Annotated in this window: 11 protein-coding genes; 5 read left to right on the forward strand and 6 right to left on the reverse strand. The window is 53.0% G+C overall.

Annotated features, from left to right (window positions below; all coding sequences use genetic code 11):
- Position 1 precedes the first annotated feature (1 nt).
- Together Q4E93_RS11255 and Q4E93_RS11260 are read left to right on the forward strand one after the other, a co-directional pair.
- On the forward strand, positions 2–1,570 hold the full coding sequence (locus tag Q4E93_RS11255; RefSeq protein WP_303585216.1) for a SusD/RagB family nutrient-binding outer membrane lipoprotein: 1,569 nt from the start codon (positions 2–4) through the stop codon (positions 1,568–1,570).
- Positions 1,571–1,652: 82 nt separating this feature from the next.
- Positions 1,653–2,636, forward strand: a complete 984-nt coding sequence (locus Q4E93_RS11260; protein WP_303585218.1) for a FecR family protein — start codon at positions 1,653–1,655, stop codon at positions 2,634–2,636.
- A 74-nt stretch (positions 2,637–2,710) separates the two neighbouring features.
- On the opposite strand, the gene Q4E93_RS11265 is transcribed toward Q4E93_RS11260, so the two are convergent.
- From Q4E93_RS11265 to Q4E93_RS11280, 4 genes are all read right to left on the reverse strand, one after another.
- Positions 2,711–5,686, reverse strand: coding sequence for a family 20 glycosylhydrolase (locus Q4E93_RS11265; protein ID WP_303585220.1), 2,976 nt, complete (start codon positions 5,684–5,686; stop codon positions 2,711–2,713).
- A gap of 120 nt (positions 5,687–5,806) precedes the next feature.
- Positions 5,807–6,193: a hypothetical protein gene (locus tag Q4E93_RS11270; protein WP_303585222.1), complete on the reverse strand. Its 387-nt coding sequence runs from the start codon at positions 6,191–6,193 to the stop codon at positions 5,807–5,809.
- A gap of 185 nt (positions 6,194–6,378) precedes the next feature.
- Positions 6,379–8,187: a CocE/NonD family hydrolase gene (locus Q4E93_RS11275; RefSeq protein WP_303585224.1), complete on the reverse strand. Its 1,809-nt coding sequence runs from the start codon at positions 8,185–8,187 to the stop codon at positions 6,379–6,381.
- Positions 8,188–8,192: 5 nt separating this feature from the next.
- Positions 8,193–10,082 carry a CocE/NonD family hydrolase gene (locus Q4E93_RS11280; protein ID WP_303585226.1) on the reverse strand — a complete coding sequence of 630 codons (1,890 nt, stop codon included), beginning with the start codon at positions 10,080–10,082 and terminating at the stop codon, positions 8,193–8,195.
- Positions 10,083–10,118: 36 nt separating this feature from the next.
- Here Q4E93_RS11280 and Q4E93_RS11285 point away from each other — a divergent pair, with 36 nt between their 5' ends.
- The 3 genes from Q4E93_RS11285 to Q4E93_RS11295 are packed head-to-tail and all read left to right on the forward strand — an operon-like array spanning position 10,119 to position 12,424.
- Positions 10,119–10,616 carry a nuclear transport factor 2 family protein gene (locus Q4E93_RS11285; RefSeq protein ID WP_303585227.1) on the forward strand — a complete coding sequence of 166 codons (498 nt, stop codon included), beginning with the start codon at positions 10,119–10,121 and terminating at the stop codon, positions 10,614–10,616.
- Positions 10,617–10,628: 12 nt separating this feature from the next.
- Positions 10,629–11,666, forward strand: a complete 1,038-nt coding sequence (locus Q4E93_RS11290; RefSeq protein WP_303585228.1) for an isoaspartyl peptidase/L-asparaginase family protein — start codon at positions 10,629–10,631, stop codon at positions 11,664–11,666.
- 14 nt (positions 11,667–11,680) lie between these two features.
- On the forward strand, positions 11,681–12,424 hold the full coding sequence (locus Q4E93_RS11295; RefSeq protein ID WP_303585229.1) for a copper homeostasis protein CutC: 744 nt from the start codon (positions 11,681–11,683) through the stop codon (positions 12,422–12,424).
- A gap of 5 nt (positions 12,425–12,429) precedes the next feature.
- On the opposite strand, the gene pyk is transcribed toward Q4E93_RS11295, so the two are convergent.
- Both pyk and pfkA read right to left on the reverse strand, forming a co-directional pair.
- A complete protein-coding gene (pyk, locus tag Q4E93_RS11300; RefSeq protein WP_303585231.1) occupies positions 12,430–13,923 on the reverse strand; it encodes a pyruvate kinase in 1,494 nt (497 codons plus the stop codon).
- A 23-nt stretch (positions 13,924–13,946) separates the two neighbouring features.
- Entirely contained in the window at positions 13,947–14,930 is a 984-nt protein-coding gene (gene pfkA / locus Q4E93_RS11305) for a 6-phosphofructokinase (protein WP_303585232.1), read from the reverse strand.
- Between the last annotated feature and the right edge of the window lie 59 nt (positions 14,931–14,989).

Raw genomic sequence — 14,989 nt, forward strand, 5'->3', positions numbered from 1 at the left:
GATGCAGATAAAAAAATACCTATCCTTTCTATTGTTGACTGTCTGGCTGGTCGCCGGCGGATGTAAGAAGGATTTTATAGAGATCAACACCGACCCGGGCCAGATCACGGGGGACCAGATCAACTTCAATTATCTTTTCACCAGCGCCGAGCTGCTGACCTCTGGCAATACAGATGGCTATGGCTATGAGGACTGGCGTAACAACCTCATCTATTCAGGCTGCATGATCCAGCACCTGTCCTCTACCTTATCTTATTGGGACGGCGATAAATACCTGTATGATGCCGGGTATAATTCGGCATATTGGGAGAAGAACTATCCCAACAGCATCGCCAACATTGTCGAAACGATGCATCACATTGAAAGCGACTCCGCTCAATTCAACTTATACCAGATCTGCAGGATCTTCAAGGCCTTCATGTTCCAGCGGATGACGGATATGTATGGCGACTGCCCTTATTTCGAGGCCGGGCTGGGCTATATAGCAGGTGTCACGACACCCGTTTATGATCAGCAAAAGGACATCTACGCGCACCTGCTGAACGAATTGAAGGACGCTGCGGAAAAGCTGGACCCGTCCCGGGTAAATTCAGTAGGCGCCGCAGACCTCCTGTATAAAGGCGATCCGGCTGCCTGGAAAAAATTCGCCTATTCCGAGATGGTCCGCGTAGCCGTGCGCCTGAGCAAGATAAGTCCGGACACTGCCAGGAAATGGGTGCAGGTGGCGATACAGGGTGGTGTAATGAGCAGCAACGGCGACAATGCTGTCCTGCATCATGAGAATGTCACCGGTACCCCGGTGGTCAATGGCACGGGACTCATCCTGCTGGGCAATGACCCGGCAGGCTACCGCCTCAGCGCTACCTTCGTCGACTTCCTGCGTAATACGGGCGACCCGCGTCTGCCTTTTCTGGCCACTGTATGCGCTGATCCCCTGGCGCCCGCCGATAAAGGGGATACGGCGTCCTCCCATCAGCTGGGGCAACCCAATGGTTACGATCCTCCCAATAGCGAAGGAGTCCATGACCTTACGAAAGCGCCCAATTGGACCGGCAACCAAAATGATTATTCCGTGGTCAATCGCTATACCTTTTCCCGGCTGGAAGCGCCCACCTTTTTCCTCACCTTCGGAGAAACGGAGCTGCTGCTGGCCGAGGCTGCCTGGCGAGGATGGATAAACGATGACCCTGCTGAACATTATACCGCGGGTGTAAAGGCTGCCATGCTGCAACTGGGGAGCCAGGCTGGCGCCGGCCCTTCTGCCTCACTGATCAACGAATGGCTGGCAAGCCATCCCTATGATCCTTCCCTTGCACTCCAGCAGATCAACGAACAGTACTGGATAGCTGGTTTTATGGATGAGAATGAATGCTTTGCCAACTGGAGACGGAGTGGTTACCCGGTGCTCACTCCGGTGAATTACCCGGGCAATATCACGGGAGGAAAGATCCCCCGTCGCTTTACCTACCCCCAAAGCGAGGCCTCAACCAATTCTGAGCACTATAATGCCGCCGCCTCCCGCCTGACTGACGGTGACAGGATGACCTCCCGCGTCTGGTGGGATAAATAGGCCGCCGCAGGCAAAAAAAGTTAACAAACGGGCATTACAAGACGCTTTCCCAGGGTACAGGATAAGGAGGAAACTGTTTTCTATGTCTAAAAGCTATGCCGGGGTAGAGGATCTCTTATGTGACGAGACTTTTCTTTCCTGGTATTTTAAGACCGATGTCCGTGCCGTACGGCAGTGGGAGGAGCGTATCGCCGACAACCCTGGTGACAGCCCTCGTATCCGGCAAGCCGTAGCTTTCCTCGAATCGTTGCGCCTGGAAGAAGCACACCCCCTTTCCGACCAGATCACCAGGGCGGAAAAACGCCTCCTGGAAAAGATAAAAAAAGCGCAGACTCCCATGATCTCTTTACGAAGAGCAGGCAAATGGTGGATGGCTGCCGCGGGAGCCATCGCCCTGGCAATCGGTGTCTACAGCATCCGGCAGTACCACCGCCCGGAACTTCAAACTTCCTACGGAGAAGTAAAGAACAACCAATTACCCGACGGGTCCGAGATAGTCGTGAATGCAGATAGCCGTGTTTCATGGTCATCCGGATGGACCGACGGGAAGGACAGGGAGGTCTGGCTGGTGGGAGAAGCCTTTTTCCACGTAAGTAAAACGCCGCTGAAAAGCCGCTTCATCGTGCATGCCGGCCGTTTGGACGTCGTCGTGACGGGCACCCGCTTCAATGTGGTAAGCCGTAGGGATAAATCAAATGTTATGCTGCAGGAGGGGAGTGTGACCCTGGAAACAAAGGCAGGAAATGCATTGACAATGACGCCGGGCGATTTCGTGGAATATAACAACGACCAGCTGGTGAAAAGATCCGTGAAGCCGGACAGTGTCATCGCCTGGAAAGATCATAAGCTCTCATTTAATGACACGCCTCTCCGGGATGTGGTATCCATTATAAAAGAGCAGTACGGCGTCACGGTGCGGCTGGCTGGCAAGACCATAGGGAACAAAACCGTCTCAGGTATTATGCCGAACGACAACCTGGATGTCCTGCTGCAATCGCTGGAGGCCATCCCGGATTTTCAGGTCATCCGACAGGGCGCAGAGATTATCATTCAAGATCATCCATAAGCTTGTGTTCAGGATCATTCAAAACTAAGCAAGGTTTCTCAAGAGGGGCGGAGTACATACTCCGCCCCATTTTTTTAGCTAATTTTAAAAGCCACCGCATGCTGCCCTATCGCTTGATGTTGCAGTGCTGCGGGGATAAGAATGATCAGTTTTTTCCCTTCCTGTCTCCATTTCAGGAGCCCTTTATGGCCGAGGAGCGCCACCTTGCTTTTTGCCGGCACTTTCAATCCGTCGATGGTTACTTCCGCCGGTAGTGAAACATCCAGGTAAAATGCATAGGTGCTGGCGCCATCCTTCGACTGGGTGAGAAAGATATTATTCCCGGACGCAAAGGGGCTGCGGGGTTTGCTGTTATAGATCCCCTCTCCATTGACCTTCATCCAGGCGCCTATTTCCTGCAGGCGGCTGTATGCAGTATCGTCCCACTCCCCGTCAGGGGATGGCCCAACATTCAGCAGGAGATTGCCACCGCGTGATACGATCTTCACCAGCAGGTGGATCAGCTCGGTGGCTGACTTATAGTGGTCGTTGGGTACATAGCTCCAGGAGTTTCCCATGGTGAGACATGACTCCCAGGGATCCTGCATAGGGTGGGAGGGCACCTGCTGTTCAGGCGTGGTGTAATTTTCAAATTCTCCCGGTACGCTGCGGTCCACCACGATGAGACCGGGTTGATGCTGGCGTGCCATGCCCGCGATCCTTGCCATGTCAATGTCCTGGTCATAGGTGATACTCGGCTGCCATTCGACGGCCGGGGCCACCGTATTCAACGGCCTTACCCATCCGCCATCCAGCCAGAGAAGGTCCATCCTGCCATAGCCCGTCATCAGCTCTTCGATCTGGTTGTACGTATAGTCCTTAAAAGCCTGCCAGCGTTCCGGGTATTTGGCAGGATCGTAGTTCACATTCCTGTCTTTGGGCGGAAAATAGGGCCACCAATATTGCTGGCTGTTCCAGTCAGGTTTGGAAAAATAGGCTCCGATCATAAAATCCTCCTTGCGGAAAGCATCGAACACCTCCTTTGCCACGTTACTGCGCGGGTTGGCAGAGAAGGGTGTCTTCGGCGAGGTGATCTTGTAGTCCGTCTGTTTGGTGTCGAACATGCAGAAGCCATCATGGTGCTTGGTGGTGAAGACGACATATTTCATCCCCGCTGCTTTTGCGGCGGCAGCCCATTTCGCAGGATCAAAGTGGGTAGGGTTAAAAGTGGTTTGAAGGTTCCTGTACGCTTTCAGGTAATCGAAATAGTTGCCGCTGTATGGGCCACGGCGCTCTGTCCAACCCTCATCTTCCGGACAGATGCTCCAGCTTTCCACGATGCCCCACTGGCTGTAGGTGCCCCAATGCATCAGCAGACCGAATTTACTATCCTGCCACTGTGCCAGCTTTTTCCTGACGGAGGAGTCGGCCGGCGGCATGTAGGCCCTGTAATAATTGGCTTTCCACAGCTGATAGCGGATATATTGTGTTTGCAGTCGTCGCTCGAAATCGGGCCAGTTGCGTTTTTCCTTCGGGCTCCACAATACCTCGCTGAGTGCGCTCAGACGGGGAAAGATCATATATTCGATCTTCCTTTGATTGGTGACATATTCGGTCCAGAGATTGGCTTGCGCGCCTTTTACATGTTTTGCCTGCTCTGCCGTCAAACCAGGGGGCACCGGCTCATACTGGTAGACTTTTTCCACCGGCAGATAGCCTCCGATCGTGAGAGAGTCGTCGTTTTGCAGCTGTGAGTGGTCGAAGTATACAAAATCTCCCGGGGTCATGACGACATCATGATTATCCTTGGCAGCTTCGATACCCCCCTTCTCGCCCCGCCAGCTCATGACGGATGCATTGGGCGCCAATCCTCCTTCGAGGATCTCGTCCCAGCCGATGATCTGCTTGCCTTTGGAATTGATGTATTTCTCGATCCGTTGTACAAAATAGCTTTGCAACCCATTCTCGTCTTTCAGGCCATTCTCTTTTATGCGCCGCTGGCATTTGGGACATTGCTTCCAGCTGTCCTTGGGGCATTCGTCACCTCCGATGTGGATATAGGCGCCCGGGAAGAGAGGGATCACTTCATCCAGCACATCCTGTAAGAACTGGAAGACACTGTCATTGCCGGCACAGTAGACGTCCCTGAAGACACCCCAGGTTTGTTGAACGTGATAAGGCCCGCCCGTGCAGCCCAGGTAGGGATATGCCGTCAGCGCCGCGGATGAATGACCCGGCAATTCGATCTCCGGCAGGATGGTGATATACCGGTCCGCCGCATATTTCACGACTTCCTTTATCTGTTCCTGTGTATAAAATCCGCCGTGAGGGGTGCTGTCATTGCCTGTGCCGGGATGATGACCGATGATGGTCCCGCTGCGATAGCCGCCAACCTGTGTAAGAAGGGGATATTTTTTGATCTCGATGCGCCAGCCCTGGTCTTCCGTAAGGTGCCAGTGGAAATAGTTCATCTTATGTAAGGCGATGTAGTCGATGTACTTTTTCACCAGGTCCACCGGGAAGAAATGACGGCCCACATCCAGCATCAGGCCGCGGTAGGCGAACCGCGGATAGTCCTCGATGGTTACGGCCGGGATGGTAAGCCCGGACATCTTCGCAGTGCTGCGGACCGCGGGCCCTGTCGACAGCAGCACGTATGGCTTTACAGGCAGCAATTGCAGCAAGGTCTGTATCCCATAAAAAACACCGGTATGGGTGTCGCCCCTGATGACGATGGCACCGGACGCAACTTTCAGGGTATAACGGCCTTCGGGACCCGGTACGATGCCGGGATCCCTGTCAGGATGGTTATACAGCCGTATGTAGCCGGCAGCGGGCTGCCTGTCCTCTCCGACAACCCGGAGATGGAAGCCATAGATCTGTTCCAGGTAGGCATTGAAAAAATTGACAGATGGACCGTCAGAAGTGTCGGCGACGAGTACAGTACCCGTGTTGATGACAAAATTACCTTCCTGCCACTGTGTGCTTACTGGTTGGGGAATAATGTCCGGATGTTGAGCAAAAACGGGGATGCCTGTGTTTAAAACAACAAGGAAAAAGAGTGTTCTCATTACAGATGATTAGGTGAGTGAAAATGGCAGCAGCCGGTGAGAATAAGGCTATCCGGCGCCAATTTAGCTATTTTTTGCTTTAGCAAAAGCCAAAAATCATCTGTAAAAAGAAAATTATATTCAGTACCAGTCTGCTTCAAACCGGTGAAAATCCTGCTTTATCTCTATGTATATTTTTCGGAAAGTATCCATACGGCCTTCCAACCCTTCAGTGGATGATTCCCAGTTGGATGATTCGTTCATCTGGCGGAGCGAATGAAAAATATTCTCCACTTTATGGCGCGAGTCGGGAAGGTCATGACGCAGCTTGTCGATCACTTCCTTCTGGCAAATAAATAAGTTTTGAAAATGCTCTACTTCGGCGAGCAGGTCTTTGGGGAGACGTTTAGTGGAGAGTTGTTCAAGGTGTTGTTCAAAGTCGCGGATTTCTTCTTTGATGGAGGAGAGCTCGGCCTTCCATGACCGCAACTCCTCCCGAAACTGTTCGATGGAGATAGCTGATTCCATGAGAGATAATTTAGATGAGCAATTACGAGGCTAACCCAATTTAGCGAAAGGGCAGGAATGCAGCAAATTTGTTTTCCGCGTGGGGGACAGCTGCAAGCTACAAGCCTCAAGCTACAAGCCTGGATTTAATAAGGCACTTATATTTAACTAAGCCTACTTGTAGCTTGTAGCTTGCAGCTTGTAGCTCAATTAAGTGTCGGGAGCACCACATGCGAAAGGTGTGCCGGGTCATGATACACGCGGATAGTAGCTTTCCTGAAGTCCCCAGGCCCGCAGGTAGGGATATTGACAAAAGTTTGCGGGTTCATATCCACCAGGGGGAACCAGCTGCTCTGGATCTGGACCATCAGCCGATGGCCCTGCCTGAAGGTGTGTGCAATCTCATTGAGGTCAAAGACCACTTCGGTCACCTTGCCTGGCGTCAGGGGTTCCGGCTGCTCAAAGCTGTTTCTGAACTTACAACGGAATACGTCGCCCCTTACCAGTCGTTGATAGCCATCCGGCAGCACGTCGATGACCTTTACGACCAGGTCCGCATCCGTGCCTGTGGAGGAGAGAAAAATGTCCGCTTTGAGCCTTCCGGTAACGTTGAGGTCATGGGGTAGTGTATCCGAGCTGTAGGTAAGCACATCGGGCCGTTGGGCGGCAAATCGCTGGTCCGCGACAATGTATAGATTATCCCTTCCTCCTCTGACCCCTTCCACATAGGGGACGGGATGGGATGGGTCGCTGACATATTCGTCATATGCTGCCGCGTCGGGCGCAGCCTTGCCTTCCGGAGAGAGCTTTCCTTCCGCACGCAGGTGAAATTTCATTGGCCTTGCTTGTTTCGGCGGCCAGGTGTCATAATGTTTCCATTGATTGACGCCTGTCTCGAAGACCGTGGCCTCCGCCAGTGCAGGAGATACAGAATCTTTCAGGTAGTGATTGAAAAATGCTGTCTCCAACTGGTGATAATATTCGTTGACATTTTGCCCAAATTCCAGTATGCCATATCGATCCCAGACGCCTCCCGCCCAGCCACCATGCGTCCAGGGGCCCATGACGATGTAGTTGCTATTCTGCGGCGACTGCCGTTCGATCGCCTCATAGGTACGCAGGGCTCCGAACATGTCCTCCGCGTCAAACCATCCCCCTACCACCAACACAGCCGGCCGGATGTTCTTCAGGTGCGTCCGGATATTCCTTGCCCGCCAGTAATCATCGTAGGTGGAATGGAGGAGGTACTCATTCCATATTTTTCCCTGGTGGTTGAAATACGCCGGCTTATTGGTATTCTTCAGCGGCCCCAGGTGAAGGAAGAATTCATAGGCATCGGAAATATCCGCCCTGAAGATATTGCTTCCATAATCCTTCACGGGCCCGGGACGTTTGACGTCGAAAAAATTATCAAAATCGAAATTGTCCAACAGGAAGAAAGCGCCGTTGTGATTAGCATCGTCCCCTATGAATTCATCCGTCACAGGAGCCTGCGGTGAAACTGCTTTAATGGCCGGATGAGCATCGGGTAGCGCAGCGGATGCATAAAAGCCGGGATAGGAGATACCCCACATACCTACCCGGCCGTTGTTGTTGCGAATGTTCTTCAGCAGCCAATCCACCGTATCCCAGGTGTCCGAACTTTCATCCGTCTGTTTATCGCCTGCCTTTTTGCTTTCCTTATGCGGCGTCATCTCCTCAAAATTTCCCTCGCTCATATACCGCCCCCGTACATCCTGGTATACAAAGATGAAGGGCTCGCGCGAAAGCGCAGCATTGGGTCCCAGCCCGCCGCGATATGCGCTGTCCCCGTACGGACCGACGGAATAAGGCGTACGCTCCATCAGGAAGGGGAAAGGGCCGCCGCGGTCATCCTTTGGAATATAGATAGAGGTGAAAAGGCGCGTTCCATCCCGCATAGGAATGTATACTTCCCGCTTGGTATAGTTGTCTTTTACGTAGTTCTGGGCGCTGCCGGACAGCGGCAGCAGGAGCAATAAGATAAGGTAGCGCATAAATATTATTTTATCACAGGCAAAATGAGCTGGGACGGATGCTCGCTATCATGGAATACATGGATACTCTCTTTTTGGAAATCGCCGTCCCCGCAGGTATAGATATTGACAAATTTCTGGGGATTGCGATCCACCAGGGGGAACCAGGAGCTTTGCACCTGGACCATCAGCCGGTGGCCTTTTTTAAAGGTATGCGCAATATCCGGAATGGAGAAACGAACGGTCTCTATTTTCCCCGGCCTGAAGGCTACCGGCTTTTCGAAGCTTTCGCGGAACCGGCCCCGCATCACTTCTCCCCGCACCAGCATCTGATAACCGCCCATGGGAACAGTCTTCGGCGTTTCGCGACGGCCTGCCGGGGCTTCATTGCCATAGGTAAAATCATCCGGAAAGACATCTATCAGCTTCACGACAAAGTCAGCGTCCTCGCCGCTTAAACTGACCTTCAGATCGGCCGTCACGGGACCGCCCAATGTAAGGTCCTCGGTCAACACCGGGGTCTGATAGGTCAGCACATCGGGACGCCGGGAGGCAAAACGCTGATCATCTGTCATATATTCCCGTGTGCGATCGAAATGAACATCTTCCGTATAAGGGACGGGGTGGGCCGGATCGCTGATATATTCGTCGGCACTGCTGCCCGCCGAAGGTTTTACCCATGCCAATCCGCCGCCAGCCTGTAAATAAATTGGCTGGTCTTTTTCGTCGGCCGGCGGCCATTGGCTGAATTGCTTCCAGGTGTTCTCCCCGGTGAAGAAGATCGTGGCCGCAGCCAGCCGGGGATCGGCGCCCTTGCCTTTGAGGAAATAATTGAAGAAAGGTATCTCGATGTTATTCTCATACCAGAAGGATGTATTGCTGCCGAACTGCACGTTGCCCAGGTGGGTTCCATCGAGGGACGCCCACTGGCCGTGATACCAGGGACCCATGACCAGGTGACTATTCGTGGCAGGACTCTGCGCCTTCAGCGCTTTGTAAACATTCCAGGCGCCAAAGCAGTCTTCTGCGTCGAACAGGCCGCCCACTACCAGCATGGCCGGCTTGATATCGTACAACGCGACCCGTGCGTTTCGTGCCTGCCACCAGGCGTCCCGGTTGGGATGCTGGTACAGGTCCTTCCAAAAGGCAATGCTATCCCCTGTCAGCTGCATGATATGCTGCAGCGCGCCTGTTTGCAGGTACCACTGGTAATTGTCCTTCGAGTTGAAGTTGAAGTTGGAAGGAGCTATGGTCGTGGGCTGCGGCCGTGGTTTGCCGAAAGAGGAATAGAAGGCCCAGCCGTCCATCTGAAAAAAAGCGCCGTTGTGGTGAAAATCGTCTCCCATGAACCAATCCGTTACAGGCGCCTGGGGACTCACCGCTGCAAGGGCCGGGTGGGCGCTGGCAGCCGCCATGGTGGAATAAAAGCCGGGATAGGAGATGCCGAAAACACCCACCTTGCCATTATTGAAAGGAATATGCTTGACCATCCAGTCGATGGCGTCATACGTATCGCTGGCCTCGTCCACCTCCTTATCTGTTTTCTTGTCCTTATTAAAAGGGCGTACGTCCACGAACTGACCTTCGCTCATCCAGCGTCCACGGACATCCTGGGTGACCATAATATATCCCTCCCGGAGATAATAGCGGAGATAGCCTGTGAAGAAATTTTTCCATTTGTCCTCTCCGTACGGAGCGCAGGAATAAGGCGTGCGTGTAAGCAGGATCGGGTGCCTTTCTGTGGTATCCTTGGGAATGTAAAAGGTCGTGAACAGCTTAACGCCGTCCCGCATAGGAATGGATCGCTCCATTTTATAGTAGTTCCCGCGGATCCAGGCGCTGTCCTGGCTCGTACCCTGACCGAAAGCCATGCCGCTGGCTACAAAAAAAAGGAGCGAAAAAAGAAGTTTTCTCATGTCTGCGGTTAATTTTAGTTTTATGCCATCAAATTTATGAACCAGAACCAACAGTTAATAAAGAAATTCTACGACTGTTTTGGGAAAAGGGATTGGAAAGGCATGCTCGACTGCTACCATGAGGAGATATTCTTCTACGACCCTGTCTTTCAAAACCTCGAAGGCGCCGAAGTGCGGGCCATGTGGGAAATGCTGCTGCGTAATGCAACGGACCTGCAGGTGACTGCCGCCGATATCGTCGCGGCTGATGACTATGGTTCCTGTCATTGGGTGGCCACCTATACTTTCTCTGCAACGGGACGGCAGGTAGTCAACAAATGCAAGGCTTCTTTCACTTTCAGCGGGGGAAAGATCATCGAGCACCAGGACGAGTTCAGCTTCTGGAACTGGAGCCGGCAGGCATTGGGCTTGCCCGGCCTGCTGCTGGGGTGGTCATCCCTTATTCAAAGGAAAGTGAGACGACAGGCAAGACGAAGCCTGGATAAGTTCATCGCCACGCAGGACGCTGCAACGTCCATTTCATCACAGCAATAAATGTTTCCCAATATGTCCAATCGAAGGAAATTCTTACGATCCTCTTTTTTATCCTCATTTGGCCTCCTGCTGGGCCGGAAGCTACATGCAGGGGGGCCTTATCCCCGGCTCGCGGGCAATCCTGTCGTCATCTCCACCTGGGACACAGGGCTGGCTGCCAATGCGGGCGCCTGGAAGATCCTGGGCAGCAATGGCAGGGCGCTGGATGCCGTGGAGACGGGCGTACGCGTGACGGAAGACGAGATCAATTGCTGTGTGGGGCTGGGGGCCAACCCGGACCGGGACGGCTTCGTCACCCTGGACGCCTGTATCATGGATGAAAAAGGCAACTGCGGGAGCGTAGGATTCCTGGAACGGATCAAGCATCCCATCTCCGTGGCCAGAAGGGTAATGGAAAAGACGCCCCACGTCATGCTGGTAGGTTCCGGCGCCCAGCAATTTGCCGTGGCGGAAGGATTTCACCTGGAAGAGCAAAAGCTTTCCGATGATGCAAAAAAAGCTTATGAGCAATGGCTGAAAAAGTCGGAATACAAGCCTGTTATCAACATAGAAAACACCCGGTCGGGAGGGGCTGGTCATGGTCCTTCCGCACCCACCCGTCTGTCCAACGGCGACTGGAACCATGACACCATCGGCATGGTAGCCATGGACGCAGCCGGTGATCTCAGCGGCAGCTGTACCACCAGCGGCATGGGCTTTAAGATGAGAGGAAGATTGGGCGATTCCCCCATCATCGGCGCCGGCCTCTTCGTGGACAATGAAGTCGGCGCCTGCACCGCCACCGGGCAGGGCGAAGATGTCATCCGTATGTGCGGCTCCCACACGGTGGTAGAGCTCATGCGCCAGGGTATGTCCCCCGAACAGGCCTGCAAGGCGGCGGTGGAGCGGATCATCCGCATAAAAGGCGAAAAAGCCAAAGAGATCCAGGTGGCTTTCCTGGCCCTGAACAAGAAAGGGGAAACAGGCGCCTTCGCCATTCAGAAGGGATTTAGCTATGCTTTGAAAAATAATAAAGAAGAAAGGATGTACACTGCGAAGAGCTGGTACTGATAAAATAATCCACTATGTCGTTCAAACTGGAGATATGCAGCTTCGACCTTGCGTCGGCGCTGACCGCACAGGATGCTGGAGCACACAGGATCGAGCTTTGCGCAGGACCGGCCGAAGGAGGGACCACTCCCGGCCCCGGCGTGATCAGGGCTGCCAGGGAAAGATTGCACATTGATCTTTACCCCATCATCCGTCCGCGCGGCGGCGATTTTCTATATTCGGACGAAGAATACGACACGATGCTGAAAGAGGTAGCCTGGTGTAAAGACGTGGGATGCAACGGCGTCGTTATTGGCATACTGAAGGCCGATGGCACGATCGACAAAAAACGCGCTGCCCGCCTGGTAGACCTGGCCTATCCTTTGGGCGTTACCTTTCACCGGGCCTTCGACTGGGCCGCCAATCCTTTCGAGGCGATGGAGGACATCATCAGCATTGGATGCGAGCGTATCCTTACTTCCGGCCAGCGGCCTGCCGCAATTGAAGGAGCCACGATGATCAATGAACTGGTGAGACAGGCGGATGACCGGATTGTCATCATGCCGGGTTCAGGCGTACGATCGGAAAATATTCTGCAGCTGCTGGAAAAGACGGATGCAAACGAGTTCCACACTTCGGCAAGGACAAAGAAGTCCAGCCAGATGGAATTTATCAACGAAGCGATGAAGGAAGATCAGTCGGTCGTCGCGGCGGACGGACCGGAGATAGAAAAGATGATAGGGATACTGGCCGCCCGGGAGCGCCAGTATCCGGCATAAGGCATTTAGTTTATTTTCGTGATCTTAAGCATATTCGTAGGCAGGTGCTGCTCGATAGGCAGGCTGCCCGTGTTCACCACCACATCGCCTTTCTTGATAAAGGCCCTTTCCTTCAGGATGGTGTGCTGATCCTGGATGATGTCGTCGATACCTTCTTCTTCCGCATAGTGAAAGGCGCGCACACCCCAGCTGAGACTCAACTGATTGATGAGCGTTTTCTCTTTGGAGAAGATATACAACGGGGACTTCGGACGATAGCTGGATAATATGAATGCCGTATATCCACTTTGGGTCATACCTACCAGTGCGTCGGCATTGGCGTCCTTGGCCAGCTTACAGGCGTTGTAACAGATGGCGTCGCTGAGAAAGGAAGGGGAGTGGGGCTGCGGTACCAGATCCTCTTCCCTGTTATATGGATATTCTGTTCTTTCCACTTCCAGGATGATCTTGCGCATCGTCTCTACCACCAGCACGGGATGCTGACCCGTCGCCGTTTCGGCGCTGAGCATGACGGCATCGGCGCCTTCCAGCACGGCATTGGCTACGTCCGTGATCTCGCTGCGGTTGGGCTTTACGCGATCGATCATGCTTTCCATCATCTGTGTGGCCACGATGACCGGCTTGGCCCGGTGGATACATTTACGGATGATCTCGCGCTGCGCCATGGGAACTTTTTCCACCGGCAATTCCACGCCGAGGTCTCCCCGGGCAACCATCACGCCATCTGATTCCAGGACGATATTTCGCAGGTCTTCAAGGGCCGAGGGCATTTCTATCTTGGCGATGACCTTGGTGAGGCTATTCTTCTCCGCAAGCCGGCGTTTCAGGTCGATGATGTCCTCTACTTTCCGTACAAAGGACAATGCCACCCAATCACATTGCTGTGCGATGATGAAATCCAGGTCGACAATATCTTTTTCCGTCATTGCCGGAAGAGAGATCTTCGTGTCAGGGAGATTGACCCCTTTCTTGGGCAGCAGCGTTCCGCCATAGGTGACGGCTACCTTTACATCGCCGTCGGGAGAGACGCTGACCACCACCACTTCCAGCTTGCCGTCGTCGATCAATATCTTGTTGCCCACCTGGACGTCGTGATGGAGGTCAGGATAGGAAACATAGATCTTTTCTTTTGTTCCAACGACCTTTTCTCTCGAAGTAAAGGTCAGAATATCGCCGGGGACGATGGCAAGCCCTCCGTCCTTGATATCACCCACGCGAAGCTTGGGTCCCTGAAGGTCGGCAAGTATGGAGATATTATAAGGTTCGGCTACATTGATCTTCCGGATATGTTCGATGATCTTCGCTTTATCCTCATGGTTGCCATGAGAAAAGTTCAACCGGAAAACATTGACGCCGGCTTTCACCAGCTCCAGGAGCTTTTCATAAGTATCGCAGGCGGGGCCTACGGTAGCTACGATCTTTGTCTTGTGAAAAGTATGTTGAAGGCCTGCCTGCTTATCCATACCCTCATACAGGTATTTCGATAAATTCTTTGACATTGACGCGTGGTTTATTATTTTTTTTACGAAGCTAATATCTTAACGATCTTCAGCCAGTCTTCGCTGATCCTTTGTTTGGCTTTTACCGCTTTTTCGAGAGGGGTGTAGTGCATCCTGTTGTTGACGATGCCTACCATAACATTATGACGACCTTCCAACAGGCATTCTACGGCAGAATAGCCCATACGGCTGGCGATTAGACGATCCATACAGCTGGGGGCGCCGCCTCTTTGTATATGACCCAGTACGCAGACCCGGGTGTCGGCCGAGGGCAGACGCTCCTTGATCACTTTTGCGACTTCACCCGCGCCGCCAAAATTGTCCCCTTCGGCTACAACGATGAGGTTCACCAGCTTCTTACGGCGCTCTTTTTCCAGCAGGCCGCTTACCAGTTCCTCGATATCCGTCTTGCGTTCCGGGATGAGGATGTTTTCCGCTCCTGTGGCAATACCGCTGTGCAGGGCGATATAACCGGCATCTCTTCCCATGACCTCGATGATGAAAAGACGGTCATGGGCGTCGGCCGTATCCCTGATCTTGTCGATAGCTTCTACAGCCGTATTGACGGCCGTATCGAAACCGATGGTGAAATCAGTGCCTGCAATGTCCTTGTCGATCGTGCCCGGCAGACCGATGCAGGGAATATCGAATTCCGAGCTCAGCTTATGTGCGCCCCGGAAAGATCCATCGCCTCCGATGACCACCAGGCCATTGACACCCAGCTTCTTCAGGTTGGCATAGGCTTTCTTCCGGCCTTCGTGCTCAAAAAATTCTTTGCAGCGGGCGGTCTTAAGAATGGTGCCGCCCCTTTGTATGATGTTGGCTACGCTTCTCGAATGCATCGGCACGATATCGTTTTCGATCATCCCCGCATAGCCCCGCATGATGCCAAATACTTCCAATCCATTATAAATACCGGTACGAACAACGGCACGGATGGCTGCATTCATCCCCGGTGCATCGCCGCCGGAAGTGAGCACACCAATTTTTGTGACTTTGTTTTCCATCTAAAATTTGCTTCTGATGATTTCAATTTTAAAAAAACTTCAATTAATGGCAAGATTCA

The organism is Flavitalea plasmicola (genome assembly GCF_030546645.1).
In the GTDB taxonomy this organism is placed as follows: domain Bacteria; phylum Bacteroidota; class Bacteroidia; order Chitinophagales; family Chitinophagaceae; genus Puia.

Bases quoted from the DNA above. Each gene is read 5' to 3' on its own strand.
- Q4E93_RS11260 (WP_303585218.1), top strand. From the start codon at position 1,653: ATGTCTAAAAGCTATGCCGGGGTAGAGGATCTCTTATGTGACGAGACT.
- Q4E93_RS11255 (WP_303585216.1), top strand. From the start codon at position 2: ATGCAGATAAAAAAATACCTATCCTTTCTATTGTTGACTGTCTGGCTG.
- Q4E93_RS11290 (WP_303585228.1), top strand. From the start codon at position 10,629: ATGTCCAATCGAAGGAAATTCTTACGATCCTCTTTTTTATCCTCATTT.
- Q4E93_RS11295 (WP_303585229.1), top strand. From the start codon at position 11,681: ATGTCGTTCAAACTGGAGATATGCAGCTTCGACCTTGCGTCGGCGCTG.
- Q4E93_RS11285 (WP_303585227.1), top strand. From the start codon at position 10,119: ATGAACCAGAACCAACAGTTAATAAAGAAATTCTACGACTGTTTTGGG.
- pfkA (WP_303585232.1), bottom strand. From the start codon at position 14,930: ATGGAAAACAAAGTCACAAAAATTGGTGTGCTCACTTCCGGCGGCGAT.
- Q4E93_RS11280 (WP_303585226.1), bottom strand. From the start codon at position 10,082: ATGAGAAAACTTCTTTTTTCGCTCCTTTTTTTTGTAGCCAGCGGCATG.
- Q4E93_RS11270 (WP_303585222.1), bottom strand. From the start codon at position 6,193: ATGGAATCAGCTATCTCCATCGAACAGTTTCGGGAGGAGTTGCGGTCA.
- Q4E93_RS11265 (WP_303585220.1), bottom strand. From the start codon at position 5,686: ATGAGAACACTCTTTTTCCTTGTTGTTTTAAACACAGGCATCCCCGTT.
- Q4E93_RS11275 (WP_303585224.1), bottom strand. From the start codon at position 8,187: ATGCGCTACCTTATCTTATTGCTCCTGCTGCCGCTGTCCGGCAGCGCC.
- pyk (WP_303585231.1), bottom strand. From the start codon at position 13,923: ATGTCAAAGAATTTATCGAAATACCTGTATGAGGGTATGGATAAGCAG.